At 56.0% G+C, this 25,875-nt stretch carries 20 protein-coding genes and 1 pseudogene; 20 read left to right on the top strand and 1 reads right to left on the bottom strand.

All coding sequences use genetic code 11. The features are described from left to right. Positions 1-5 precede the first annotated feature (5 nt). From leuC to cobA, 20 genes and pseudogenes are all read left to right on the top strand, one after another. Positions 6-1,424: a 3-isopropylmalate dehydratase large subunit gene (leuC, locus tag C7H08_RS14915; RefSeq protein ID WP_106673035.1), complete on the top strand. Its 1,419-nt coding sequence runs from the start codon at positions 6-8 to the stop codon at positions 1,422-1,424. Positions 1,425-1,441: 17 nt separating this feature from the next. Continuing rightward, positions 1,442-2,089 (top strand): 3-isopropylmalate dehydratase small subunit, encoded by a 648-nt coding sequence (leuD, locus tag C7H08_RS14910; protein WP_106673034.1) that lies wholly within the window; start codon positions 1,442-1,444, stop codon positions 2,087-2,089. Between the two features lie 17 nt (positions 2,090-2,106). Next, complete coding sequence (gene leuB, locus C7H08_RS14905) at positions 2,107-3,180, top strand: 3-isopropylmalate dehydrogenase (protein WP_106673606.1); 1,074 nt, start codon at positions 2,107-2,109, stop codon at positions 3,178-3,180. A gap of 126 nt (positions 3,181-3,306) precedes the next feature. Further along, positions 3,307-4,422: an aspartate-semialdehyde dehydrogenase gene (gene asd / locus C7H08_RS14900; protein WP_106673033.1), complete on the top strand. Its 1,116-nt coding sequence runs from the start codon at positions 3,307-3,309 to the stop codon at positions 4,420-4,422. A gap of 313 nt (positions 4,423-4,735) precedes the next feature. Further along, entirely contained in the window at positions 4,736-7,765 is a 3,030-nt protein-coding gene (locus C7H08_RS14895; protein ID WP_106673032.1) for a FimV/HubP family polar landmark protein, read from the top strand. Positions 7,766-7,852: 87 nt separating this feature from the next. Then, the gene (truA, locus tag C7H08_RS14890; RefSeq protein ID WP_106673031.1) at positions 7,853-8,758 is read left to right on the top strand and encodes a tRNA pseudouridine(38-40) synthase TruA; all 906 of its coding nucleotides are present in this window, start codon (positions 7,853-7,855) and stop codon (positions 8,756-8,758) included. Next, a complete protein-coding gene (locus C7H08_RS14885; RefSeq protein WP_106673605.1) occupies positions 8,758-9,387 on the top strand; it encodes a phosphoribosylanthranilate isomerase in 630 nt (209 codons plus the stop codon). The genes truA and C7H08_RS14885 overlap by 1 nt, the downstream gene beginning before the upstream one ends. After that, positions 9,380-10,588 (top strand): tryptophan synthase subunit beta, encoded by a 1,209-nt coding sequence (trpB, locus tag C7H08_RS14880; protein ID WP_207768334.1) that lies wholly within the window; start codon positions 9,380-9,382, stop codon positions 10,586-10,588. Before C7H08_RS14885 ends, trpB begins: the two co-directional genes overlap by 8 nt. Positions 10,589-10,605: 17 nt before the next feature. Further along, on the top strand, positions 10,606-11,418 hold the full coding sequence (gene trpA, locus C7H08_RS14875) for a tryptophan synthase subunit alpha (RefSeq protein WP_106673029.1): 813 nt from the start codon (positions 10,606-10,608) through the stop codon (positions 11,416-11,418). A gap of 38 nt (positions 11,419-11,456) precedes the next feature. Further along, the gene (gene accD / locus C7H08_RS14870; protein ID WP_106673028.1) at positions 11,457-12,386 is read left to right on the top strand and encodes an acetyl-CoA carboxylase, carboxyltransferase subunit beta; all 930 of its coding nucleotides are present in this window, start codon (positions 11,457-11,459) and stop codon (positions 12,384-12,386) included. Beyond that, positions 12,367-13,668: a bifunctional tetrahydrofolate synthase/dihydrofolate synthase gene (gene folC, locus C7H08_RS14865; RefSeq protein WP_106673027.1), complete on the top strand. Its 1,302-nt coding sequence runs from the start codon at positions 12,367-12,369 to the stop codon at positions 13,666-13,668. The genes accD and folC overlap by 20 nt, the downstream gene beginning before the upstream one ends. Positions 13,669-13,760: 92 nt before the next feature. Beyond that, positions 13,761-14,381: an SPOR domain-containing protein gene (locus tag C7H08_RS14860; RefSeq protein WP_106673026.1), complete on the top strand. Its 621-nt coding sequence runs from the start codon at positions 13,761-13,763 to the stop codon at positions 14,379-14,381. A gap of 90 nt (positions 14,382-14,471) precedes the next feature. Continuing rightward, a complete protein-coding gene (locus C7H08_RS14855; RefSeq protein ID WP_106673025.1) occupies positions 14,472-15,041 on the top strand; it encodes a CvpA family protein in 570 nt (189 codons plus the stop codon). Between the two features lie 34 nt (positions 15,042-15,075). Then, positions 15,076-16,599, top strand: a complete 1,524-nt coding sequence (purF, locus tag C7H08_RS14850) for an amidophosphoribosyltransferase (RefSeq protein ID WP_106673024.1) — start codon at positions 15,076-15,078, stop codon at positions 16,597-16,599. A gap of 29 nt (positions 16,600-16,628) precedes the next feature. Next, a complete protein-coding gene (locus C7H08_RS14845; protein ID WP_106673023.1) occupies positions 16,629-17,852 on the top strand; it encodes an O-succinylhomoserine sulfhydrylase in 1,224 nt (407 codons plus the stop codon). 23 nt (positions 17,853-17,875) lie between these two features. Then, the gene (locus C7H08_RS14840; RefSeq protein WP_106673022.1) at positions 17,876-20,458 is read left to right on the top strand and encodes a DNA translocase FtsK; all 2,583 of its coding nucleotides are present in this window, start codon (positions 17,876-17,878) and stop codon (positions 20,456-20,458) included. A 13-nt stretch (positions 20,459-20,471) separates the two neighbouring features. Next, on the top strand, positions 20,472-21,125 hold the full coding sequence (gene lolA, locus C7H08_RS14835; protein ID WP_227663291.1) for an outer membrane lipoprotein periplasmic chaperone LolA: 654 nt from the start codon (positions 20,472-20,474) through the stop codon (positions 21,123-21,125). Then, positions 21,125-22,459, top strand: a complete 1,335-nt coding sequence (locus tag C7H08_RS14830; protein WP_106673021.1) for a replication-associated recombination protein A — start codon at positions 21,125-21,127, stop codon at positions 22,457-22,459. Before lolA ends, C7H08_RS14830 begins: the two co-directional genes overlap by 1 nt. 119 nt (positions 22,460-22,578) lie before the next feature. Continuing rightward, the gene (gene serS, locus C7H08_RS14825) at positions 22,579-23,853 is read left to right on the top strand and encodes a serine--tRNA ligase (RefSeq protein WP_106673020.1); all 1,275 of its coding nucleotides are present in this window, start codon (positions 22,579-22,581) and stop codon (positions 23,851-23,853) included. Between the two features lie 95 nt (positions 23,854-23,948). Then, positions 23,949-24,701, top strand: a pseudogene (gene cobA, locus C7H08_RS14820) (uroporphyrinogen-III C-methyltransferase); the annotation flags it as partial. Positions 24,702-24,778: 77 nt separating this feature from the next. Here cobA and C7H08_RS14815 read toward each other — a convergent pair. Next, positions 24,779-25,852: a 3-deoxy-7-phosphoheptulonate synthase gene (locus C7H08_RS14815; protein WP_106673018.1), complete on the bottom strand. Its 1,074-nt coding sequence runs from the start codon at positions 25,850-25,852 to the stop codon at positions 24,779-24,781. Positions 25,853-25,875: the final 23 nt, after the last annotated feature.

Genomic DNA, 25,875 nt, shown 5'->3' with positions numbered 1-25,875 from the left:
CAACCATGGCGGGCAAGACTTTATACGACAAATTGTGGGACGACCATTTGGTCAAACAGCGGGACGATGGTTCGGCGTTGATCTACATTGATCGTCAATTGCTGCACGAAGTGACATCGCCCCAGGCCTTTGAAGGTCTGCGGCTGGCGAATCGTAAGCCGTGGCGCATTGATGCCAATGTTGCCACGCCGGATCATAACGTACCGACGACTGATCGCGCTAAAGGCATCGATGGCATTGTTGATCCGGTGTCCCGGATCCAGGTTGAGACGCTCGACAATAACTGCGATGAGTTTGGCATTCTTGAGTTCAAGATCAAGGATCAGCGCCAGGGTATTGTGCATGTGATCGGGCCTGAGCAGGGCGTCACTTTGCCGGGTATGAGTATTGTTTGTGGTGACTCCCACACCTCGACCCACGGCGCGTTTGGATGTCTGGCGCACGGTATTGGCACTTCCGAGGTTGAACACGTGCTGGCGACCCAGTGCCTGGTGCAGAAGAAGATGAAGAACATGCTGGTCAGAGTTGACGGCAAGCTGGGTGCGGGCGTGACCGGCAAAGACGTGGTGCTGGCCATCATTGGCAAGATAGGCACCGCGGGCGGCACCGGCTACGCCATCGAGTTTGGTGGTGACGCCATTCGTGGTCTAAGCATGGAAGGCCGGATGACCATCTGTAATATGGCCATCGAGGGCGGCGCCCGAGTCGGTATGGTGGCGGTGGATGACACCACCATCGATTACGTCAAAGGTCGCCCGTTCTCTCCGACAGGCGAAACCTGGGGCAAGGCCGTTGCCTACTGGCGCACCTTGCGCAGTGACGACGATGCGGTGTTCGACAAGGTGGTGGAGCTGGACGGTTCGGCCATTCAGCCGCAGGTCAGCTGGGGTACGTCGCCGGAGATGGTCACCGGTGTTGAGGGCAGTGTGCCGGACCCGGCCAAAGAACAAGACCCCATCAAGCGCGAAGGCATCGAGCGGGCGTTGAAGTACATGGGGCTCGCCGCGAACCAGAAGATTACCGATATCCAGCTGGACCGGGTGTTTATTGGCTCCTGCACCAACAGTCGCATCGAAGATCTGCGCGAGGCGGCGGCCGTGGTTAAAGGCCGTAAGGTGGCGTTGAGCCTGAAGCAGGCGATGGTGGTGCCGGGCTCTGGCCTGGTGAAAGCTCAGGCCGAGCAGGAAGGTCTGGACAAGATCTTTATTGAAGCCGGTCTGGAATGGCGAGATCCGGGATGTTCCATGTGTCTGGCCATGAACGCCGACAAGCTGGGGCAGGGTGAGCATTGCGCGTCGACCTCGAACCGCAACTTTGAGGGTCGTCAGGGCTTTGGTGGGCGTACCCATCTGGTGAGCCCGGCCATGGCGGCGGCTGCGGCCGTCACCGGCCATTTTGTTGATGTCCGTGAGCTGATGAACTGATCCACAGGAGAGAGACCATGCGCGCATTTACGCAACACCAGGGCCTTGTTGCCCCCATGGACCGTGCCAATGTGGATACGGACATGATTATTCCCAAGCAATTTCTGAAGTCGATCAAACGCACCGGCTTTGGTCCGAATCTGTTTGATGAACTGCGTTATCTTGACGAAGGCCAGCCCGATCAGGATTCCTCAAAGCGTTCGTTGAATCCGGATTTCGTGCTGAACCAGGCGCGTTACAAAAACGCCAGTGTTCTGCTGGCTCGCCGGAACTTCGGTTGTGGCTCCAGCCGTGAACACGCGCCCTGGGCGCTGGACGATTTCGGCTTCCGGGTTATTATTGCTCCGAGTTTTGCTGATATCTTCTACAATAATTGCTTTAAGAACGGCTTATTGCCCATTGTTCTTGATGAAAAAATTGTTGATAGGCTTTTTCAGGAATCTGAGGGGACCGAAGGCTATCAACTGATGGTCGACCTGACCGCGCAGACGGTGACTACGCCGTCCGGCGAGTCTTATAGCTTCGACGTGGATAACTTCCGTCGTCATTGCTTGCTCAATGGTTTGGATGATATTGGCGTTACGCTGGAAGACGCGGAGGCGATTCGTGTCTATGAAGATGCTCGCCGCCAGACTGCCCCATGGCTGTTCAACGCTGGAAACTGATTAACAAGGAAATTGATATGTCCCGTAGTGTTTTGCTGTTGCCGGGTGACGGCATTGGCCCCGAGATCGTGGCCGAGGCAGAAAAGGTTCTGCACAAGATTAATGACAAGTTCAGCCTGGATCTGACCTTCGACTCGGCGCTGGTCGGTGGTGCTGCCATTGATGAGACCGACGTGCCGTTGCCGGATGAAACCCTGGAAAAGGCCCGCAAGGCAGACGCTATTCTGCTTGGTGCTGTGGGCGGTCCTCAATGGGACAGCTTGCCGATGGCCGTGCGTCCGGAGAAGGGGCTGCTCGGCCTGCGTTCCAATCTGGAGTTGTTTGCCAACTTGCGGCCGGCGATTCTGTACCCGCAACTGGCGTCGGCATCTTCGCTCAAGCCAGAGGTGGTCTCCGGTCTGGATATCCTGATTGTGCGTGAGCTGACCGGCGGCATCTATTTCGGCCAGCCGCGCGGCGTGCGTCAGCTGGAAAGCGGTGAGCGCCAGGGCTATAACACTTACGCCTACACTGAATCCGAAATTCGTCGAATAGGCCGGGTCGCCTTTGAAGCGGCGCAGCAGCGGGGCAAGAAACTGTGTTCGGTCGACAAGGCCAACGTGCTGGAAGTGACTGTGCTCTGGCGTGAAGTGATGGAAGATCTGAAGCGTGAATATCCAGACGTCGAACTGTCACACATGTACGTGGATAATGCCGCCATGCAGCTGGTTCGGGCACCCAAGCAGTTTGACGTGATTGTGACTGGCAACATGTTTGGTGATATTCTTTCCGACGAAGCGGCGATGCTTACGGGCTCCATCGGCATGTTACCGTCGGCGTCACTGAACTCGGAAAAGCAGGGTATGTACGAGCCTTGTCACGGTTCAGCACCCGACATTGCCGGCCAGGGCATCGCCAATCCGCTGGCTACCATCCTCAGCGTGGCGATGATGCTGCGTTACAGTCTGAACGAGGATGCCGCCGCAGACGCGATTGAAGCGGCAGTCAGCAAGGTGCTGGATCAGGGCCTGCGTACGGGCGATATTATGTCCGAAGGCGCCCGGAAGGTGTCCACCCGCGAAATGGGTGAGGCGGTTCTGAACGCGCTCTAAACGCATACTGATCTGATTTACACAGACCCGACGGCGGCGCGATGCTGTCGCCGCGGGATCATCCATCCTGTCCCTGTCAGCGATAACGGCAGTGGACGGGCACAAAGCGAGGTTCAAAGGTCGCACATGAAGCGAGTTGGACTTATAGGTTGGCGTGGCATGGTGGGCTCGGTCCTCATGCAACGCATGCGTGAAGAAAACGATTTTGCAGAGATCGATCCGGTGTTTTTTACCACTTCCCAGGCAGGAAAGCCGGCCCCGGACGTTGGTAAAGAGGGCGTTCCGCCACTGCAAGATGCGTTTGATATCGACATTCTGAAAACCCTGGACGTGGTTTTGACCTGCCAGGGTGGCGATTACACCACGGAGGTTTACCAGAAACTGCGTGATGCAGGCTGGCAAGGCTACTGGATTGATGCGGCGTCGACGCTGCGGATGGTTGATCATTCCGTCATCGTGCTGGACCCGGTCAACCGCAACGTGATCGATGCGGCACTGGACAGTGGAGTCAAGGACTACGTTGGCGGTAACTGCACCGTCAGCCTTATGATGTTGGCGCTGGGTGGCCTGCTGGAGCAAGACCTGATCGAATGGGTATCTCCGATGACTTACCAGGCGGCCTCCGGTTCCGGCGCCCAGAATATGCGTGAACTGCTGAGTCAGATGGGTGCGCTGAACAACAGCGTTAAATCCGAGCTGGAAGATCCGTCGTCCGCCATTCTGGAAATTGACCGCAAGGTCACCGAAACCATGCGTTCCGGGGAATTTCCCACCGAGCATTTTGGTGTGCCTTTGGCGGGCAGCCTGATTCCGTTTATCGACAAACAGCTCGATAACGGGATGAGTAAGGAAGAATGGAAGGCCGGTGTTGAGACCAACAAGATTTTGGGTCGCAGCGACAATCCTATTCCCATTGATGGCCTTTGTGTCCGGATCGGGGCCATGCGTTCTCACAGTCAGGCACTGACCATCAAACTGAAGAAAGATCTGTCGGTTGCCGAGATCGAAGGCATCCTGGCCAAGGCCAATGACTGGGTTAAAGTGATTCCGAACGATCGCGATGCCACCATGCAGGAACTCACACCGGCAAAAGTGACCGGTACCCTGAGCATTCCGATTGGTCGTATTCGTAAACTGGCCATGGGTCCGGAGTATATCTCTGCGTTTACTGTGGGCGATCAGCTGCTCTGGGGTGCGGCCGAACCGCTTCGTCGCATGCTGCGTATCCTGCAGGAACGTTAAGAAATGTTACACAGGGGTAATTAATGCCAACTGTGTCCGGTTTTTGGTAAACCGGTCAGGGGCGGAGGCTGATTTCAGCGTCCGCCCCTGTTATTTTCAAGGGCACTAAGGAGTTCCGCCCGATTGATCAAAAAACGGTGCAGGGATTGCAGCTGATTGATTGATAAAAGAGGCTTTATCAACAATACTTGCGAAGCCGAACGGTATAATTGCGATATAACAACGAGAACTATAAAGACGTAAGTCATCCAACCTCGTCCGATTCTGTTGAAATACAGCAGTAAAGAATAACGGAGACTGGAAAGGAATAAGCATGAAGGTACGCAAGCTTGCGGTTGCCATGGCGCTGGCGGGAGGGCTCGGTTCAGGCGTTGCTCAGGCCCTGGGCCTGGGTGAAATTGAACTACAGTCCTGGCTGAATGAGCCTCTGGATGCGGAAATATCTCTCCGTGAAAGTCGTGGTGTAGATCCCGGTGATGTATTTGTTAATGTTGCACCGGAAGCTGCCTACGAACGGGTTGGTATTAATCGCCACCAGTTTCTCAGCAGACTGAGGTTTGAGGTTGTTACCGGTACAGACGGAAACCTCGTTGTTAATGTGTCTTCCCGGGAGCCACTCCGGGAGCCCTATCTTAACTTCCTGTTGGAGTTGACTTGGCCGAGCGGTCGCTTGATGCGGGAATACGCTGTGCTTGTCGATCCTCCGGTTTATGCTGAGGACTCGGGTGTCAGGGAGCCGGTCAGTGCACCTTCCGCTGCCGCGACAGCAAGCCCACGGCAGGCTGCTACCCGCAGTCAGGAATCGGTTCGCCGCCAGATCCAGGCCGAGGGCTCACTTGCCCGCAGTTATCAGGGTGGCAGCTTTGGTCCCACCGGACCTTCCGACACTCTCTGGACGATTGCCCAGCAGGTCCGCCCGGATGACTCTCTCTCTACACAACAAGTCATGTTGGCCCTGCAGGACCTGAATCCGAACGCATTTATCGGCGGTAACATCAATCGCCTGAAGCGCGGTGAAGTGTTGCGTGTTCCGACCCTGGGCCAGATTCAAAGCCGGACCCGGGCGCAAGCCAATAGTGCCGTCGCTCAACAAAATCAGGAGTTCCAGTCTCGTACCGTTGATGCTACCCGCACGGCGGAAGCAGATGCCGCGCGGGCGCCTGCTCAGCCGGCTGCAGGGAGTGATGAATTGCGTTTGCTGGTCGCTGATGGCGAGAGCCGGGATACCGAACAAGGCGGGTCTGCAGGCGGTGATGGCGATCTTCCTGGCGGCACCGATGCCGGCTCTGCGGTCGCGATGGAAGAACTTGAAGCAACGCGACGCGAAAATGAAGAGCTGAACAGCCGATTGTCGGATCTCCAGGATCAGGTATCCACGCTCCAGCGCCTGATTGAGCTGAAGAATACCCAGCTTGCCGATATGCAGGGTATGACCTCTGAAGAGGTAACCGCGGCTGACGAGAGTGCTGAGCTGGCAGAATCGATGCCGGAACCGGACGAGGTTTCTGCCGATCAAGTTGCCGAGCGTGATCAAGGTGCTGAGAGTGATCAAGGTGTTGAGAGTGATCAGGCCGCAGATGAAGCGCTGCTGGCTGATTCCGCTGCCACGCAAGAGGAAGAAGATGAGCCTGCCGATGAAACAACGGCGGACGCTGCTGAAGAAGTAAGTGCAACTGATCAGACCGAGCAGGGCGCAGAAGATGCTGAAGTGGCTGTTGCACCACCGCCGGCAGCAGAGCAACCAAGAGAGCGGCCACAGCCGGTTGCACCACCGGTGGCTGACAAAGGGTTCCCGGCTAACGTCATTCAGGCAATAACCAACAACCCGATGTATCAGATTGCTCTGGGTGGCGGGCTGGTGCTGCTGTTGCTGCTGCTGTTGCTGGTGGCGCGTCGCAACGCCAACCGCGAAAAAGCTTTCTACGACCAGCTGAACAGTGAAGAAGGTGATGCAAACGATTCCTTCGATCTGAACCTGGAAGAAGAGTTTGTGGGCCATGAAGAAACCGGTGATGCGCTGGCAGAGGCCGACACCTACATTGCCTATGGTCGTCATGACCAGGCGGCACAGGCACTCGAAACCGCGATCTCTCGAGAGCCAAGTCGTGCGGACCTCCGCCTGAAACTCCTGGCCGTCTATGCAGACAGTCAGGACCGTGACTCGTTCGAAAAGCAGTTCGGTGAGATTCAGGCGCTGGACGATGACGTCGCCCTTGCCGAAGCCAATGCCCTTCGCGAGCGACTGGCAGAAGCGGAATCCATGCCAAGCATCGATGATCTCGAAACGCAGCTACGCTCGGACTCGTTTAGCAGTCGTGACAACGTGGAAGAGAGTTCGCTCGAGGATGACTGGGAATTATCGGATGGCATGAAGTCTGACAAGTTTGAGGCCAGCGCAGAGCCGGAAATCGAGAACGAATTCGGTGAGTTGGAATCGGACGTGGCGGAAGAAACAGACTCGGCTGACGACTTGATCGAGTACGATCTCTCCGGGTTGGAAAAAGCTGATGACCTTGAGTCTGACGAAACGAAAAGATCTGAAGACACCGATTTCTCTTCCCTTGAAATCGATCTTGAGGATTCGAAGCCTGCTGAGCCGGATGAAGATGATTTCAGTTTTGATTTCGAGACGATTCTTGAAGACGATGAGTCAACCCCGCCGGCTGAAACCAAGGTCGATGCCGAGGGTGTGACAGGCGTTGAAGCGGGCGCTGACATTGAAACTGAATCTGATGACGTTCTCGATGAGTCGTTCCTTGATGAGCTTGACGCAGAACTGGACAAAGTGGCCGGTGAAGACGATGGCCCAGAGGAACTGGATCTCAGCGAATCGACTCTGGACGATCTGGAACTGGACGTTTCCGATGAAGACCTCGCGTTGATGGAAGAGTTTTCGGAGAACGAGTTGCCTTCTGACCTTGAGCGGAATGAAACGGCTCTTGATGAGGAGCTCGGGCTCGAGGACACTCTGAGCGAGGCGGTTCAGGATGATGCCGATCGTCCCGGTCAGGACAGCCCGGAAGATCTGGTGTCCAGGTCTGAAGTAGAGCCGGTGGCCGATGTCGATGAAGATGACTCGTTTGTACCACTGGCATCTGAAGCACTCGATAAAAAGCCTGAGCAGGGCTCAGCGTTTGATATCGACGAGGACGACCTGGGCGAGGAAGACGATTTCGACTTCCTTGCGGGTACCGATGAAGCTTCGACCAAGCTGGATCTAGCGCGAGCCTACATTGAGATGGGGGACAGTGATGGCGCTCGGGATATTCTCGAGGAGGTCGCACTGGAAGGAGACGATGAGCAAAAAACAGAAGCGCAGGAGCTCCTTAAAAATCTCTCCTGATTCGTTATAATCTTGTGATAACGGCAACAGCGCCGGCCATCAGGTCGGCGCTTTGTTTTTAAGTGGACACCTTCAGCGGATTGACTCTTGTTTCTCAACCCTCAGCCTTTAACCACAGATAATGCGATCGGCAATGGTCGGGTCGTGATCATTTTTGAATACGACGGTCGTCGCTTTCACGGTTGGCAGTATCAGAAGAGTGGAGTTCGCTCTGTACAGGGTGAGTTAACCAACGCGGTGGCGAAAGTGGCGGACCACCCGGTCGATCTTGTTTGTGCTGGCCGAACCGACGCCGGAGTGCATGCCAGTTTTCAGATTGCTCATTTTGATACCTCTTCCGTGAGAAATCTGCGTTCATGGGTGATGGGCATCAATACGGCGCTTCCAGACGACATTGCTGTGCACTGGGCAGGTAATGGTGTCGGCGATTTTCATGCTCGCTTCTCCGCCGTTTACCGTCGATATCGCTATGTCATCTATAATAAGCCGGTCAGGCCCGGAATCCAGCGCGGACAGGTAAGCTGGACGTATCGACCGCTTGATGTGGATAAGATGGACGCCGCCGCCCAAGTGTTGGTTGGAGAGCACGATTTCTCGTCCTTCAGGGCCGCAGGTTGTCAATCCAGAACACCGATTCGTTTTCTCGAGCGGATTACGGTAACCCGTTGTGGTGACTTTGTCGTATTAGATGTGCAGGCGAACGCGTTTCTGCATCATATGGTGCGGAACATAGCCGGTGCGCTGATGACAGTGGGTAGCGGAAAGGAGTCCGGGGACTGGGTTGCTGAGGTGCTGGCACGTAAGGACCGTAAACTCGCTGGCGCTACGGCACCGCCTCATGGGCTTTATCTGGTCGATGTCGGGTATCCTGAACGTTACGGAGTTCCTCAGGCCCTGTGTGGACCAGGGTTCGTCAGCCCCTGGTTTGAAAGGAATGGCAATCTTCCCATCGAACCATCACACATCCACCCCAAACAACCGGCGACGAAATGATAAGCACCCGCGTCAAAATTTGTGGTCTTACCCGGCCCGAAGACATCGATGCGGCGGTGGCGTCTGGAACGGATGCCATTGGCCTAGTCTTTTACGAGCCCAGCCCGAGGTCTGTGTCGCTTGCTCAGGCAAAAGCACTGGCCTCAAGAATACCGGCCTTCGTGACCGTCACCGGCCTGTTCGTGAATCCTGAACCCAGCTTTGTTGAGAGCGTTCTGCGAACCGTACCCTTGGATCTGCTGCAGTTTCATGGCGATGAAACGCCTGAATTCTGTGATGCCTTCCATCGTCGTTGGATCAAAGCCGTGAGGGTCCGCGAGCCCGGTCAGATTGAGCAGGCGTTCAAGGATTATCACGCCGCCGTCGGCCTGCTGGTCGATGCCTGGGATCCCAAACGCTATGGCGGAACTGGTCAGTCTTTTAACTGGTCTTTGATTCCGAGCGATCGGCCATTGCCGCTTATATTGGCCGGCGGGTTGTCTTCTGCTAACGTAGCCCGCGCCATTGAAGAAGTCAGGCCCTGGGCTGTAGACGTAAGCGGAGGGGTGGAGCAGAGTAAGGGCAAGAAAGACGCCACCAAACTATCCGACTTTATGAAAGAGGTTCACCGTGTCTGTAAAACTGACTGAAGAAATGTTGAAGGCGCTTCCGGATGCGAGGGGTCACTTCGGTGCCTTCGGTGGCCGATTTGTATCGGAAACGCTGATGGACTCCCTGATGACCCTGGAAAGGGAATACCTTCGGCTAAAAGACGATGCCGAATTCCAGGCCACATTCGACAAAGATCTGGCGGATTACGTCGGCCGGCCGAGCCCGCTGTATTTTGCTGAGCGGTTAACCAAGAAAGCCGGTGGCGCGCAGATCTGGCTCAAGCGCGAAGACCTCAACCACACCGGCGCTCACAAGGTGAACAACACCATCGGTCAGGCTCTACTGGCCAGCTTTCTGGGCAAAAAACGTATTATTGCCGAAACCGGAGCCGGTCAGCATGGTGTTGCCACAGCCACGGTGTGCGCGCGTCTGGGTCTTGAATGCCATGTCTTTATGGGTGCTGAGGACGTCAAGCGACAGTCCCTGAACGTGTATCGGATGAAGTTGCTGGGTGCCACTGTGCATGCCGTACAGAGTGGCACCAAAACACTCAAAGACGCCATGAACGATGCCATGCGGGACTGGGTAGCCAATGTTGACGATACTTTCTACATAATCGGCACGGTGGCAGGTCCGCATCCGTATCCGTTGTTGGTGAGGGATTTCCAGTCAGTGATTGGTCGTGAAACTCGTCGTCAGGCGCTGGCGCAGGCTGGCAAGTTACCCGATGCACTGGTTGCCTGCGTTGGCGGTGGATCTAATGCCATTGGCATGTTCCATCCGTTCCTGGCCGATGAGACGGTTGAGATGTATGGCGTTGAAGCGGGCGGTCTCGGCATCGAAACCGGTCAGCATGCGGCGCCACTTTGTGCGGGTCGCCCTGGCGTATTGCATGGTAACCGAACTTACCTGATGGAAGACGAGAACGGCCAGATTGCTGCAACGCATTCGGTCAGCGCCGGCCTAGATTACCCTGGCGTGGGCCCGGAGCACTCCTGGTTGAAAGACATTGGTCGCGCCCACTATGTGTCCGTCACCGATGACGAAGCACTGGACGGATTCCGCATGTTAACGCAGATAGAAGGTATCATGCCGGCGCTGGAGACGGCCCATGCGGTTGCCTATGCCGTCAAACTGGCCGCAACCATGGATAAAGACAAGATGATTGTTATCAATATATCCGGTCGCGGTGACAAGGATATCCATACCATTGCCCAGCTCGATGGCATTGAAATCTGAAGGTAGCAGGACTAGGCATGAGCCGAATTGAAGGTGTAATGAAAACGTTGAAAGATCAGGGCCGTAAAGCCCTGATTCCCTATATTACCGCGGGGGATCCTCATCCTGATCAGAGTGTTGGCCTTATGCATACACTGGTCAAGGCGGGTGCCGATATTATTGAGCTTGGTGTGCCTTTCTCAGACCCCATGGCTGATGGCCCGGTTATCCAGCTTGCCTGTGAGCGGGCATTGGTCCACGGCACCACGCTGCGCCAGGTGATTGCCATGGTCAAAGAATTCCGTAAGACGGACGACACAACACCCATCGTATTGATGGGCTACCTAAACCCGATGGTTGCTATGGGTTACGAGGCCTTTGCCGATGCAGCAGCCGATGCGGGTGTGGATGGTGTACTGACCGTTGATTTGCCACATGAAGAAGCGGACGAAGTAGCACCTCTGTTTGCTGCGAGGAATCTGGATCCGATTTTTTTGATGGCACCTACGACAACGGATGAGCGCATTAAAGCGATCAGCGAACACTCTTCCGGTTATGTGTACTATGTTTCTATCAAGGGTGTGACCGGTTCGGCAACGATCAACGTGGATGAAGTGGCTGAAAAAGTAGCTCATATCCGCGAGATTATGGCGTTGCCGGTGGGTGTTGGCTTTGGTATTCGGGATGCGGACACCGCCGCTGCGATTAGCAGAGTATCCGATGGTGTAATTGTTGGAAGTGTACTGGTCGATACAATAGCCCGACATCAAGCAGATCCCGATGCCCTGAACAAGGCGCTAACGGATCTGTTGCACCCGATGCGTGTAGCCATGGATAGCCCGGCGTCCTGAGCGGCGCGCATCCAGGTATCAAAGGACAGGATAAGAGCATGAGTAACTGGCTGGATAAGATCATGCCGAGCAAGATTCGCTCGGAATCACGGCAACGTACCGGTGTACCGGAAGGGTTGTGGAAGAAATGTCCGAAGTGTGGGGCGTTTCTTTATAAGCCGGAGCTTGAGAAAAACCTGGATGTCTGCCCGAAGTGTAACCATCATCTTCGGGTGAATGCCCGTCGTCGCCTGGATATCTTTCTCGACAAGGACGGCCGGGAAGAGATAGCCGCTGAGCTGGAGCCTTGGGATCGACTCAAGTTCAAAGACAGCAAACGCTACAAGGACAGGCTTGCTGCTGCCCAGAAAGCCACCGGTGAGAAAGACGCGTTGGTTGTCATGAAAGGCACCACCATGGGTGTGCCACTGGTCGCGTGCGCCTTTGAATTCAATTTCCTGGGTGGCTCTATGGGGCAGGTCGTGGGCGAGAAATTCGTTCAGGCGGCCAATGTCTCGCTGGAGCACCGTATTCCGTTGGTATGCTTTTCTGCCAGCGGCGGTGCGCGCATGCAGGAGGCCATTCTGTCGCTGATGCAGATGGCCAAAACAGCGGCTGTGTTGGAGCGGCTGAAGCAGGAAGGTATTCCGTATATCTCCATTATGACGGACCCGGTTTTCGGTGGCGTATCGGCCAGCTTGGCCATGCTTGGCGATCTGAATATTGCCGAACCTTATGCCTTGATCGGTTTTGCCGGCCCCCGCGTTATCGAGCAGACCGTACGTGAAAAGCTTCCTGAAGGCTTCCAGCGCAGTGAATTCCTGCTGGAGCACGGTGCTATTGATATGATTCTGCACCGGCATCAGATGCGTGAGCGAGTGGCTCATGTACTGGCCAAATTTACCGGTCAGGAGAAGCCCGGTACTGAGGCGCCCATTGAGTTTGAAATCACGGAAAAGCCTGATATTGATGAAGCCCCCCAGCACTGAGAATAAACCGGCCTCTCCGGAGGCCGGAGCTTCTGTCGATCAGTGGCTTCAGTGGCTTGAAGCCATCCATCCCACCGAAATTGACCTTGGCCTTGACCGTGTCCTGGTTGTGTTGCGGCGCCTGTTTCCCCGAAAGCCGGCGGCTCGGATCATCACGATTGCAGGTACCAATGGCAAAGGCACCGCGGTCGCAACCGTTGACAGGCTACTGAGAACCGCCGGGCGCAGTACCGGCGCTTATACGTCACCGCATTTGCAGCGTTACAATGAACGGGTCCGGGTGAACGGACAAGAGATCACGGATGCAGCTCTGGTTTCCGCTTTTGAGCAAGTGGAAGCCGCCCGGGGCAAGGTGTCGTTGACCTATTTCGAGTTTGGAACCTTGGCCGCGTTTGTCGCCTTTGCTCACGCAGGGGTGGAAGACTGGATTCTTGAAGTCGGGTTGGGCGGGCGCCTCGATGCGGTCAACGTTCTGGATGCCGACTTCGCCGTGATTACCTCCATTGATATCGACCATGTCGGATTCCTCGGTGACAATCGAGAAGTCATTGGCTTTGAGAAAGCCGGTATCCTGAGACGCGGCATTTTCGCCGTTTGTGCCGATCCGGAACCACCGTCTTCGGTGTTGCAGCAAGCTGCAGCGCAGAAGGTGGACCTGAAAGTGACCGGCAGGGACTATCAGATAGTACCCGGCATGGCGGGTTCATCGACGGTGGATTTGATTCTCGAAAGCGAACAAATATCGTTGCCCGCCGGGCCACTGCCGATTGAGAGTGTTGCTGCGGGTGTTGTCCTTGCCCGGGTTTTGGAGCCGCAACTGTCTGCGGATCGTGTCAGTGATGCAGTCAGGTTGCTCACCGTGCCGGGACGTTTCGAACAGCTGCGCAGCGATCCCGATGTGATCCTGGATGTCGGGCATAACCCGCACGCCGCTCGCTGGCTTGCAGCCAAATTGACAGCGCGAACGTCATCGTCGGGGCGCATCTTTGGTGTTTACGCCGCGCTGGCCGACAAAGACATTGTCGGCGTGTTGTCGGCTATGGTGCCGGTGGTGGATCAATGGTGGTTTGCCGGGCTCGACGTCCATCGCGGATTGGATTCAGGTGCTCTGGTTGAGCACGCGCGAGCATGTGGAATTGATCGATACCTTACGTTCGCCTCGGTCAACGAAGCGCTCCTGGCGGCTATGGCAGAGGCCAATAGCACAGACACCATCGCGGTGTTCGGATCTTTCTATACCGTGGCTCAGGCCCGCGAACTGTTGCAAGGCGAGGTCTCTTAAACTTTGTCCATGGCGCGCGACCGGGCTTTGTGTTCATGGGGGCGGGCGGTTAGTATCGAGGTCAAATTGACGTTAATAGGGAGCCGTTGCTCGTGAATGGATTGAAACAAAGGATCATTGGCGCACTGGTTCTGGTCTCGCTGGCTGTGATCTTTGTACCGATGATATTTGATGAGCCGCACTCCGAGCGGGAGTCACGGCCGGTGACCATTCCTGAAGAACCCCCATTTCCTGAAGTGGATGTGCCCGCAGAGCCGGCATCGGATGTTCCGGATTACGGGATCGCAGCGGAGCCTGAACCTGCTGTTTCGTCCGAACCCGCGCCAGGTTTCCGGCTGATCGAAGGCGCCGATCGTGACGTTTCGCCTGAGCCCGATGTTCAGCAGGCCGAGCCGCGAATATCAGAGCCTCAACCTGTTCAGAAAGCTGAGCCTGAGCCCGTCGAAGAAACGGCTGAGTACACTCGTTCGCTTGAAGGTGCCTGGGTCGTCCAGTTGGGCAGTTTTGGTAATGCCGACAATGCCCGACGACTGCGTGACAATGCACGGGATATGGGTTTCGGGGCGCATCTTCAGCAAGTTGAACGTGGCGACACGACCCTTACGCGGGTGTTTAGTGGCCCGTTTGCCAACAAATCAGATGCTGAAGCTGCTAAAAGGGCGCTGGATCAGGCGTTCTCGCTCAACAGTCTGGTTACGTCAGGCGGAAAGTAAGCTGACGTTGGAATTTATGACTGTCTGGCGGTTTGGTGGCGCCGGGTTTCCTGTTAGAATTCGCGCTTCCTTTTCTCCATCGGGTTTTACATGGAAGCGCTGATCTGGATCGACTGGGTCATCATTGCCCTGATAGCCGTATCCACGCTTATCAGTCTCAAGCGAGGCTTTGTCCGCGAAGCACTGTCCCTGGTAACCTGGGTTGGTGCTTTTATTATTGCGCGCACCTTTCACCCGCAAATGCAATCGCTGCTGGAATCCACTGTTGAAACACCGCTGGTGCGGTTGATCGCGGCCTTCGCGATTCTGTTCTTCGGCACCCTTATTGTTGGTGCCATTATAAATAATATGATCGGTCATCTAGTACGTGCCACCGGGTTATCCGCTACCGATCGGGTTCTGGGTATGGGCTTCGGGCTGCTGCGCGGCGTGGTGGTGGTGATTGTTGGCATCGCCTTCACCCGATACACGCCTCTGGCCGAGGACACCTGGTGGAAGGAATCCGTTATGATCGACCGCCTTGCGGTGGTCGAAGACTGGTCCCGCCGAACGTTCGGCGACGAATTTGCCCGTTTTTTGGGCCCCTCTGAAGGCGCCGGAACAAGCCCCGGCGGATTAGACGAGCAGGAAGGCGTGGATCCCGCGTCTGCATCCCGTTAACATTCAGATCTAACACTCGGAGAATTTTCCAGCCATGTGCGGCATTGTCGGTATTGTCAGTACTTCTAACGTCAATCAGCTTCTTTATGATGCACTGACCGTTCTTCAGCACCGTGGCCAGGATGCGGCGGGTATTGTGACCTTTCAGGATGACCGGTTCTTTCTCCGCAAGGACAATGGGCTGGTCAGGGACGTATTTCACACCCGACATATGCGCAGGCTAGTGGGTAATGTCGGTATCGGTCATGTCCGTTACCCGACCGCCGGCAGTTCCAGCTCTGCAGAGGCGCAGCCGTTTTATGTGAACAGTCCTTACGGCATCACATTGGCTCACAACGGTAACCTGACCAACGCTGACGACCTCAGCAGCGATCTGTTCCGGACAGACCTTCGTCATATCAATACGAATTCAGATTCCGAAGTCTTGCTGAATGTGTTTGCCCACGAGCTTCAGAAACTTGGCAAGCTGAACCCCAGCAAAGATGAAATCTTTTCGGCGGTTCGGGCTGTTCACAAACGCTGTCGCGGTGCCTATGCCGTCATTGCCATGATTACCGGTTACGGCATCGTCGGTTTTCGGGACCCCAACGGCATTCGTCCGGTCTGTTATGGTGTTCGCGAGAGCGAGAGTGGCCAGAAGGAATACATGATTGCTTCGGAGAGTGTCGCTCTCGATGCCGGTGGTTTCAGTATCGTGCGGGACATTGCCCCCGGAGAAGCGGTCTATATCGAAACCGATGGCACACTCTATACCGAGCAGTGCGCAGAATCACCGAAACTGTATCCGTGTATCTTCGAGCATGTGTATTTTGCTCGCCCGGATTCGATTATGGATCGGGTGTCGGTCTACAAAGCGCGTCTGCGCATGGGTGAGACTCTGGCTGATAAAGTACTGAAGGAGCGCCCGGAGCACGATATTGATGTAGTGATTCCCATTCCAGACACCAGCCGAACCTCTGCCATGCAGATGGCATTTCAGTTGGGGGTGAAGTATCGGGAAGGGTTTATCAAGAACCGCTACATCGGCCGTACCTTCATCATGCCCGGGCAAAAGATGCGCAAGAAATCTGTGCGCCAGAAGTTGAATCCGATCGATCTGGAGTTTCGGGGCAAGAACGTCATGCTGGTGGATGACTCCATTGTTCGGGGCACAACCTGCAAAGAAATTGTCCAGATGGCCAGAGACGCCGGCGCCCGTAAAGTTTACTTTGCCTCGGCGGCGCCCCCGGTTCGTTACCCGAACGTGTATGGCATCGATATGCCCTCCGCCAGTGAGTTGATTGCGCACGAGTGCACGGTGGAAGAAATCAGAGACCAGATTGGTGCCGACTGGCTGGTTTACCAGGATCTTGAAGATCTGATTGCCTCCGTCAGTGACGTTAACGACAACATCGACGGTTGGGAATGTTCCGTGTTTACCGGTAATTACGTGACGGGTGATGTCGACGAAGCGTATTTGAACCGTCTGGACAGCCTGCGTAAAGACGAGAGTCGTTCCGGTGAGATGATCACCGATGACGATAACGCCATCATCGATCTGCATAATGACGAAGACTGACCCTCAGACGCCAACGCCAGGAGAGCACCATGACATTCGGCCGTGAAGAACATCTCTGGATCCCGGAATCGGATCTGGACGGTATGTCGGTTGATACCCTGGCGGTAAGGGCAGGGCAGATCCGGACCGGACAACTGGAACACAGCGACGCGATCTTCCCGACCTCGAGCTTTGTTTATGGCAGTGCCGCTCAGGCGGCTGCCCGGTTTGGTGGTGAAGAACCTGGCAATATCTATTCCCGGTTTACCAACCCGACAGTACAAGCGTTTGAAGCGAGAATAGCGGCTATGGAAGGCGGCGAGAAAGCCGTCGCCACCGCATCTGGCATGGCCGCGATTCTGAGCACTTGTATGGCGCTGTTGCAGTCTGGTGATCATGTGATCTGCTCTCGGGGCGTGTTCGGCACCACCAACGTGCTGTTCCAGAAGTACATGGCGAGATTCGGGGTTGAAACGTCTTTCGTGAGCCTGACCGATCTGGGCGCCTGGGGCGCAGCGGTGCGGCCACAAACGCGGATGATGTTTATCGAAACGCCGTCCAATCCGCTTTGTGAGGTGGCGGATCTTGCGGCGCTGTCATCTCTTGCCAAGGCCAACGACGCGTTGTTTGTGGTCGACAACTGCTTCTGTACTCCGGTCCTGCAAAGGCCACTCGAGCAAGGTGCGGATCTGATCATCCACTCCGCCACCAAGTACCTGGATGGTCAGGGCCGATGCGTGGGCGGCGTCGTGGTAGGCCCTGCGAAGTATCTTGACGAAATTTATGGTTTCTTGCGTTCAGCTGGACCAACCATGAGTCCTTTCAATGCCTGGGTGTTCCAGAAGGGCCTCGAAACCTTACCGATTCGTATGCGAGCCCACTGTGACAATGCGTTAGAGTTGGCAACGTGGCTGGAAGGCCAGCCAGCGGTGTCCAAAGTATTCTACGCCGGCCTTGAAAGTCATCCGCAGCATGAGCTTGCGAAAAAGCAACAAGATGGCTTCGGCGGGGTTCTGTCTTTTCAGGTCAAAGGCGAACGCGAAGAGGCCTGGCGCTTCATTGACGCCACCCGGATGATTTCCATTACCGCCAACCTGGGGGATGTGAAAACAACGATCACCCATCCGGCCACGACCACCCATGGTCGCTTGTCACCGGAAGACAAAGAAAGGGCAGGTATCACTGAGAACCTGATCCGGCTGTCTGTTGGTATTGAAGCCATTAATGACCTGAAAACCGATCTGACACGGGGTTTTCAGGCACTGAAAGACTAAACTCACTGACGGTTTGAGTATTCATGGCGGAATCCGCTAAAGCGAAGAAAGCAGCACCCACGGAATTGACGAAAAAACAACAACGCTTTCGCCGCCTGGTGGCCCAAGGGGCAAGAGAAGGCGCGGTCATTGGCATGATTGTGCTGTGCATCTATCTTGTCATGGCCCTGTTCACCTTCGGTGCTTCTGATCCCGGTTGGGCGAGCATCGGCCATGATACCCGGGTGGATAATGCCGCAGGCCGTTCCGGTGCCTGGCTTGCCAGTTTGCTGGTGGATTTTTTCGGTCACGTCTCCTGGCTGTTCCCGGCCATGATTGCCGGCTACGCCGTTATGCTCATTCGGCTTCGTCACGAGTCTCTCGACCTGCACTGGCCCTTGTTTATGGTGCGCTTCGGCGGATTCTTGCTGATCTTGTTGTCAGCCACCAGCCTGCTGTCACTGTATTCGGTGTTCGGTCTGGGTGCGTCTTCCGGTGGCGTGCTCGGTGTAGCCGTTTCCGAAGCGATGATTCGTTTCTTCAACCTGCCTGCCACCACGCTGCTGTTGATTGCCATTTTCCTGTTTGCGCTGACGGTAACCATCGGGCTGTCCTGGTTCCGGTTAATGGACCACCTGGGCGGATTGACCCTTAAAATCGCTCAATGGGTTTCCTCTTTGTTCAAGTCTGACGGCAAGACGGTCAAACGGGTTCCCGAGCCCCGGCCAGTCGCTGAACCGCCGGTCGTCAAGGATCGGGTGGCCCGGGCTGAAGCGAAAGCCAAAACTGAATCTGGCCAAAAGAAAATGCCTTGGTGGCGCCGGTTGGTCACTCGCAAGGCCAAACCAGCCAGTCAGGGTAGTGAGTCAGCCAGGGCGCCGGCTCGCAAAGAGCCTGCTTTTGAGGGATTGGCAGCGGCCGAACAGGAACCTGCACTGCTGGAGAGTTTCAGTTCCAGAGACGGTGAGGCTGAACAGGATCGGCAGCCGGTGCAGAAGCCCGGCGCGGACAAGCCAATAAACCGTGCTCTTAAAATTGCCCCGTTCAAAAAAGATACTCAGGAAACCGCGGGCAAAACACTGACGAGTAAACAGGGTTCTTTGCTGGAGGATGTTGAAAGTCCGATCCCGCCTATCTCGCTTCTCGACCCACCTGAGGAGCACAAGGAAAAGGGTTACTCGGAAGAAGCCCTGGAACACATGTCACGCCTGCTCGAGGAAAAACTGGCCGACTTTGGCGTGACCGCTGAAGTGGTAGAGGTCAACCCCGGTCCGGTCATTACCCGTTTTGAAATCAAGCCGGCAGCCGGCGTAAAAGTCAGCAAGATTTCCAATCTGGCCAAGGACCTGGCGAGGTCCTTGGCGGTGTTGAGTGTGCGAGTGGTTGAGGTAATTCCCGGAAAATCGGTGGTTGGTATCGAGATCCCCAACGAACAAAGGGAAATTGTTCGCCTGAGTGAGGTACTGAGCGCGAGGGTCTTTACTGAGTCTACCTCCGCGTTGACGCTGGCGCTGGGCAACGACATTGGTGGTAACCCGATGGTGGCCAACCTGGCCAAGATGCCCCACTTGCTGGTGGCCGGTACCACCGGTTCGGGTAAATCGGTGGGTGTTAACGCGATGTTGCTGAGCATGCTGCTCAAGGCAACGCCGGAGGAAGTCCGCTTTATCATGGTTGACCCGAAGATGCTGGAACTGAGCATCTACGACGGCATTCCCCATTTGCTGGCACCGGTGGTCACCGATATGAAAGAGGCGGCCAATGCGCTGCGCTGGTGTGTCGCCGAGATGGAGCGGCGTTATCGGCTGATGGCGAGCCTTGGGGTACGAAATATTGCTGGTTATAACAAGAAGGTGAAGGATGCCAGGGCAGCCGGCGAGCCCTTGATGGATCCGTTCTGGAAACCTGACGACTACCTGGCAAACGATGAGCAGGAACGCCCGGAGCTGGAAACCTTACCGTTTATTGTGGTGGTGATCGACGAATTTGCTGACATGATGATGATTGTCGGCAAGAAAGTGGAAGAGCTGATTGCCCGAATTGCCCAGAAAGCCCGTGCCGCGGGTATTCACTTGATTCTGGCTACTCAGCGGCCGTCGGTGGATGTGATCACCGGTCTGATCAAGGCCAACATTCCGACCCGGATGTCGTTCCAGGTGTCATCCAAAATTGACTCTCGTACGGTACTGGATCAGGGCGGTGCCGAGCAGCTGCTGGGCCATGGTGACATGCTGTACCTGCCCCCAGGTTCAGGCTTGCCGGTGCGGGTGCACGGCGCCTTTGTCGATGATGATGAAGTGCATCGTGTGGTCAGCGCCTGGAAGGCCCGTGGCGAGCCGAAATACATTGACGATGTGCTGAATGGCGCGGAAGGCGAGCATTTGCCGGGCGTGCCGAGCCTGAGTGAAGGCGGCGGCGGTGAAGACGGTGATGCGCTTTTTGACGAAGCCGTCGCGTTTGTTACTGAAAACCGTCGGGTGTCGATCTCCTCGGTGCAACGTAAATTCAAGATTGGTTACAACCGTGCTGCCAACCTGGTGGACGCTATGGAAGCCTCGGGGGTAGTCAGTTCGGCGGGTCACAACGGTGCCAGGGAAGTGCTGGCGCCCCCGCCTCCAAGAGACTAGGAGCAGTTCAGTTATGATCAGATCAGCCTTTACAACCATCATGTGTATGCTAATGCTATCAGCCACCGGTGCTGTCTGGGCTGGCCAGGAGGCGGAGTCTCGCAAAGCCGCAAAGGAACTGGCGTCGGTATTGCGCAGCTATGAAACCTATCAGGCCAGCTTTATTCAGATTGTAGTGAATGGTAACGGTAGCCGGGTTCAGGAAACCCGAGGCGTATTGAAGGCCAAGCGCCCGGGATTGTTTTATTGGGAAACGGCTGCGCCGCTGTCCCAGTTCATTGTAAGTGATGGCAATACCGTTGAAGTGTATGACCCGGATCTGGAGCAGGTCACCATTCACACTCTGGACGATCGGGTGCAGAGTACGCCCGCGCTGTTGCTCAGTGGTGAGGTGGGCAACCTGGACGAATCCTACGAAGTCAGTGGGCGCCAGATTGGTGACGACACCCGTGAGTACACCTTGATTCCCCGGGGTTCGGACTCACTCTTTACTTCCTTGCGCCTGAGCTTTTATCGCGGTGAACTGCAGGAAATGCGTATGGAAGATTCTTTGTCCCAGCTGAGCATTCTGAGCTTTGACAAGGTGACGCTGAACCAGAATATTGAAAGCAGCGCTTTCCGCCTTGAGTACCCGGAGGAGGTGGACGTCATTCGGGACGGTGCCTGATGCAGGACAACCTGTTTCAGCCTGAAACCGGTTTTCAGCCTTTGGCTGCCCGGATGCGGCCAGTTACTTTGCAAGACTACGTCGGTCAGGCTCATCTGGTTGGCTCGGGCAAACCCCTTCGGCGGGCGGTAGAGCAGGGTCAGCTGCACTCCATGATTCTCTGGGGTCCACCGGGAGTAGGCAAGACCACGTTTGCCCGGTTGCTGGCCAACGTCGGTGACCTGTCCTTTGAAACCCTTTCAGCGGTACTGAGCGGTGTTAAAGAGATCCGCGAAGTCGTTGAACGTGCTCGCAATCGCAAGCAGTCCCAAGGGCGCGACACGCTGCTGTTTGTGGACGAAGTCCACCGGTTTAATAAAAGCCAGCAAGATGCGTTTCTCCCGCATATTGAAGACGGCACATTCATCTTCGTTGGCGCCACCACGGAAAACCCCTCGTTTGAGCTGAACAGTGCCTTGCTGTCGCGAACCCGGGTCTACGTGCTGAAAAATCTCGAGAATGAAGACATTCTTCGGCTGCTGAACCGTGCGCTGTCCAGTGAATCAGGCTTTGCCGGCAGGCTTCAGGTTGCCCCGGAAGTGCTGGCCACCATGGCGGATGCCTGTGGTGGCGATGCCCGGCGGGCCCTGAACATTCTGGAAGTGGCCGCCGATCTGGCGGAGCCGGATGACAAGGGTGATAACCGGATCAGTTCGCAGACCCTGGAACAGGTGCTGCAAACCAGCTTGCGGCGATTTGATAAGGGCGGAGATGTGTTTTATGACCAGATCTCGGCACTGCACAAATCAGTGCGTGGCTCCAGTCCGGATGGCTCATTGTACTGGCTGTGCCGTATGTTGGACGGTGGCTGTGATCCTCTCTACGTTGCCCGCCGCCTGGTCCGCATTGCCAGTGAGGACATCGGCAATGCGGATCCCAGAGCGCTCCAGCTCACCTTGCAGGCCTGGGATGCCCAGGAGCGTCTCGGCTCTCCCGAAGGCGAACTGGCATTGGCCCAAGCGGTGACCTATCTGGCGCTGGCGCCCAAAAGTAATGCGGTTTACAAAGCGTTCAACGAGTGCATGGCGGACATCCGCAAAGATCCGGATTACCAGGTGCCCGTCCACTTGCGCAATGCCCCCACCAAACTGCTGAAAACCATGGGTCACGGCGCCGAATACCGTTACGCCCATGACGAGCCGGATGGCTACGCCGCGGGTGAATGCTACCTTCCCGAAGCCATCCATCAACGGCGCTACTACCAGCCGGTCATGCGTGGCCTTGAAATCAAGTTGGCCGAAAAGCGTCAACGACTGGATACGCTGGATGCCGACAGCCCTGCCAAACGCTATTGATGCGACCGGTGTACTGATTTTAGCCGGTACCGTGTGGGGCAGATGGTGGTCAGCAGGTTTACGGCAGGTATAATGCCGTCATATTCATTCATTCGTTAACCGGAAAATTCAGGAAGATCATGCTCGATCCGAAACGTGTCCGTACTCAGACTGAAGATATTGCCCGCCGGCTGGCCATTAAAAACTATGAGTTTGACGTAGCCGCCTTTGAGCAGTTAGAGGAGCGCCGCCGAGCCATTCAGGTTCGTACGGAAACACTGCAGGGCGAGCAGAACAAGCGGTCGAAATCCATTGGTAAGGCCAAGGCGGCCGGAGAAGACATCAAGCCGCTGCTGGATGAAGTGGATAATCTCAAACAGCAAAAGGCAGAGGCCGAGGACGAACTGCGTTCTGTGCAGGAATCCCTGAATGCGTTTCTCGCCGGTATTCCCAATCTGCCCGATGACGATGTGCCGCCCGGCGCGAATGAAGATGACAATGTGGAAACCCGGGTATGGGGTACGCCGCGAACGTTTGGTTTTGAGCCTAAGGATCACGTTGCTCTGGGCGAGGACATGAAAGGCCTGGATTTCGAGACCGCCACCCGCCTTGCCCATTCCCGCTTTGCGGTGATGCGGGGCCACCTGGCCAGACTGCATCGAGCCCTCGCTCAGTTCATGCTTGATCTGCATACCGAGCAACATGGCTACACTGAGGCTTACGTGCCGTATCTGGTCAACGCCAATGCGCTGTTCGGTACGGGTCAGTTGCCGAAGTTCGAGGAAGATCTGTTCCGGACCGTGGGCGATAACCCTCTGTACCTGATTCCCACCGCAGAAGTGCCGGCTACTAACCTGGTCTCCGACACCATTCTTGACGCGACTGAAATGCCGGTGCGTCTGGTTTGTCATACCCCCTGTTTCCGCAGTGAGGCAGGATCCTACGGGCGTGATGTCCGGGGCATGATCAGGCAGCACCAGTTCGACAAGGTAGAGTTGGTGCAGATTGTGCGCCCGGAAGACTCGACCGAGGCGTTGGAGCAGTTGACCGGCCATGCCGAAAAGGTACTTCAGTTGCTGGAATTGCCGTATCGGGTCGTGACTCTGTGTGGAGGTGATATGGGCTTCGCGGCGGCGAAAACCTACGATCTGGAGGTGTGGTTACCCGGGCAGGGCAAATACCGCGAGATTTCCTCTTGTTCCAATACCCGTGATTTTCAGGCACGGCGTATGCAGGCACGTTGGCGCAACCCGGAAACCGGAAAGCCCGAGCCTGTGCATACCCTCAATGGTTCAGGCCTGGCAGTTGGCCGAGCGATGATCGCGGTGATGGAGAACTACCAGCAGGAAGACGGCAGTATTCTGGTTCCGGAGGTTCTCAAACCCTACATGAGAGGCATTGATCGCATCCAATGACCAAGCAACAGTACGATGCACCAGGGCAGGGCATCAAGGCGGGGTCTGCACCGATTCGGTATAGGCCCAACCCCATTACTGATAATCCGAACAATTCCTCGGGCGAAGTGGCGCTGGTGGGTGCCGGGCCTGGTGACCCTGAATTGCTCACCCTCAAAGCATGGCGTCTGATCAATTCCGCTGAGGTAGTGCTGTACGACCGCCTGGTGTCACCGGAAATCCTTGCACTTATTCCAGAATCCGCGGAACGGATTCATGTGGGCAAGCAGCGCTCCAATCACTCGCTGCCTCAGGAACAGATCAATCAGCGCCTGGTGGATCTGGCCCGGGAAGGTCATAAAGTGGTTCGACTGAAGGGTGGCGACCCGTTCATTTTTGGTCGTGGCGGCGAGGAAATTGAAACCCTGGCAGCGGCCGGCGTGCGCTTTCAGGTGGTTCCCGGCATCACGGCCGCTTCAGGCTGTGCGGCTTACGCCGGAATACCGCTGACACATCGCGATTACGCCCAGTCGGTCCGGTTTGTTACCGGGCACCTCAAGAACGATACCTGCAATTTACCTTGGTCGGATTTTGTTCAGAATAACCAGACGTTGGTGTTCTATATGGGCCTGGTTGGCCTGCCGATCATCTGTCGAGAGCTGATTGCCCATGGCATGAAGCGCGATATGTCGGTGGCCCTGGTGTCCAGAGGCACCACCCCGGATCAGCGTGTGATTGTGGGCAACCTTACCAGTATCGTCGACATGGTGGAGAGCAGCGGAGTTCAACCCCCGACGCTGGTGATAGTGGGGGACGTAGTGAGTCTTCGAAGCCGGCTGGACTGGCTAGGTGCAGTAACAGAGATTTGAGAGATTGTGCCTGGGGAGACCAGGAGGAGGGTGGCACCAGTTTATGGCAGATGCCGCCCCTCCTCTTTGATCGAGTTCTATTTGCCGCGCTTGGGCAGAACGTCTTTCAGCTTCTCGCGCATGTCGCGAATGGCTTTTTCGGTGGTTTCCCAGTCGATGCAGGCATCGGTCACTGAGACGCCGTATTTCAGTTCGTCAAGATTCTCGGGAATGGACTGGTTACCCCAGTTGATGTGACTTTCGACCATCAGGCTCTGGATGGTCGTGTTGCCCTCAAGAATTTGGTGGGTAACGTCCTGCATGACTAATGGCTGAATGGCCGGATCTTTGCTGGAGTTGGCGTGACTGCAATCGACCATGATCGATTTGCGCAGTTTGGCTTTGTCCAGTGCCTGCTCGCACAGGGCGACGCTCACCGAATCGTAATTGGGCTTGCCGCCACCACCGCGCAGCACCACGTGACCGTAGTTGTTGCCCTTGGTGCGAATGACGGCCACGGTGCCTTGTTGATCAATGCCCAGGAAGCTGTGAGGGTGAGAGACCGAGTTCATGGCGTTTACGGCCACATCCAGGCTGCCATCGGTGCCGTTCTTGAAGCCAATGGCCATGGACAAACCGCTGCTCATTTCACGATGGGTCTGGGATTCGGTGGTTCTGGCACCAATGGCGGACCAGGCGATGGTGTCCTGGAGGTACTGGGGCGAGATCGGATCCAGAGCTTCGGTTGCCGCGGGCAGGCCCATTTCGTTGATGTCCAGCAGCAAACGGCGACCGATATGCAGGCCCTGTTCGATATCAAAGGTATCGTTCAGGTGCGGGTCGTTGATCAGCCCTTTCCAGCCAACGGTGGTGCGGGGCTTCTCAAAATAGACGCGCATCACCAGGAACAGGGTGTCGCTGACTTCATCCGCGAGTGTCTTCAGGCGAGCGGCGTACTCTCTGGCGGCTTCCACGTCGTGAATAGAGCAGGGGCCGAGCACCACAAACAACCGATGATCCTTGCCATCCATGATGTCGTAAATGGCCTGCCGGCCTGAGGCCACGGTATCTGCCGCTTTATCGCTCAGTGGCAGTTCCTGCTTCAGTGCTTCAGGAGTGATCAGTGGTTCCTGGCTGGCCACGTTCAGGTTTTCCAGTTTCTTGCCCGACATCTTGTTGTGCTTCCCCGAATCAG

The organism is Marinobacter halophilus, assembly GCF_003007685.1.
GTDB lineage: Bacteria > Pseudomonadota > Gammaproteobacteria > Pseudomonadales > Oleiphilaceae > Marinobacter > Marinobacter halophilus.
The sequence above is the reverse complement of the archived record's forward strand: the minus strand, read 5'-3'. Positions and strand labels throughout refer to the sequence as shown.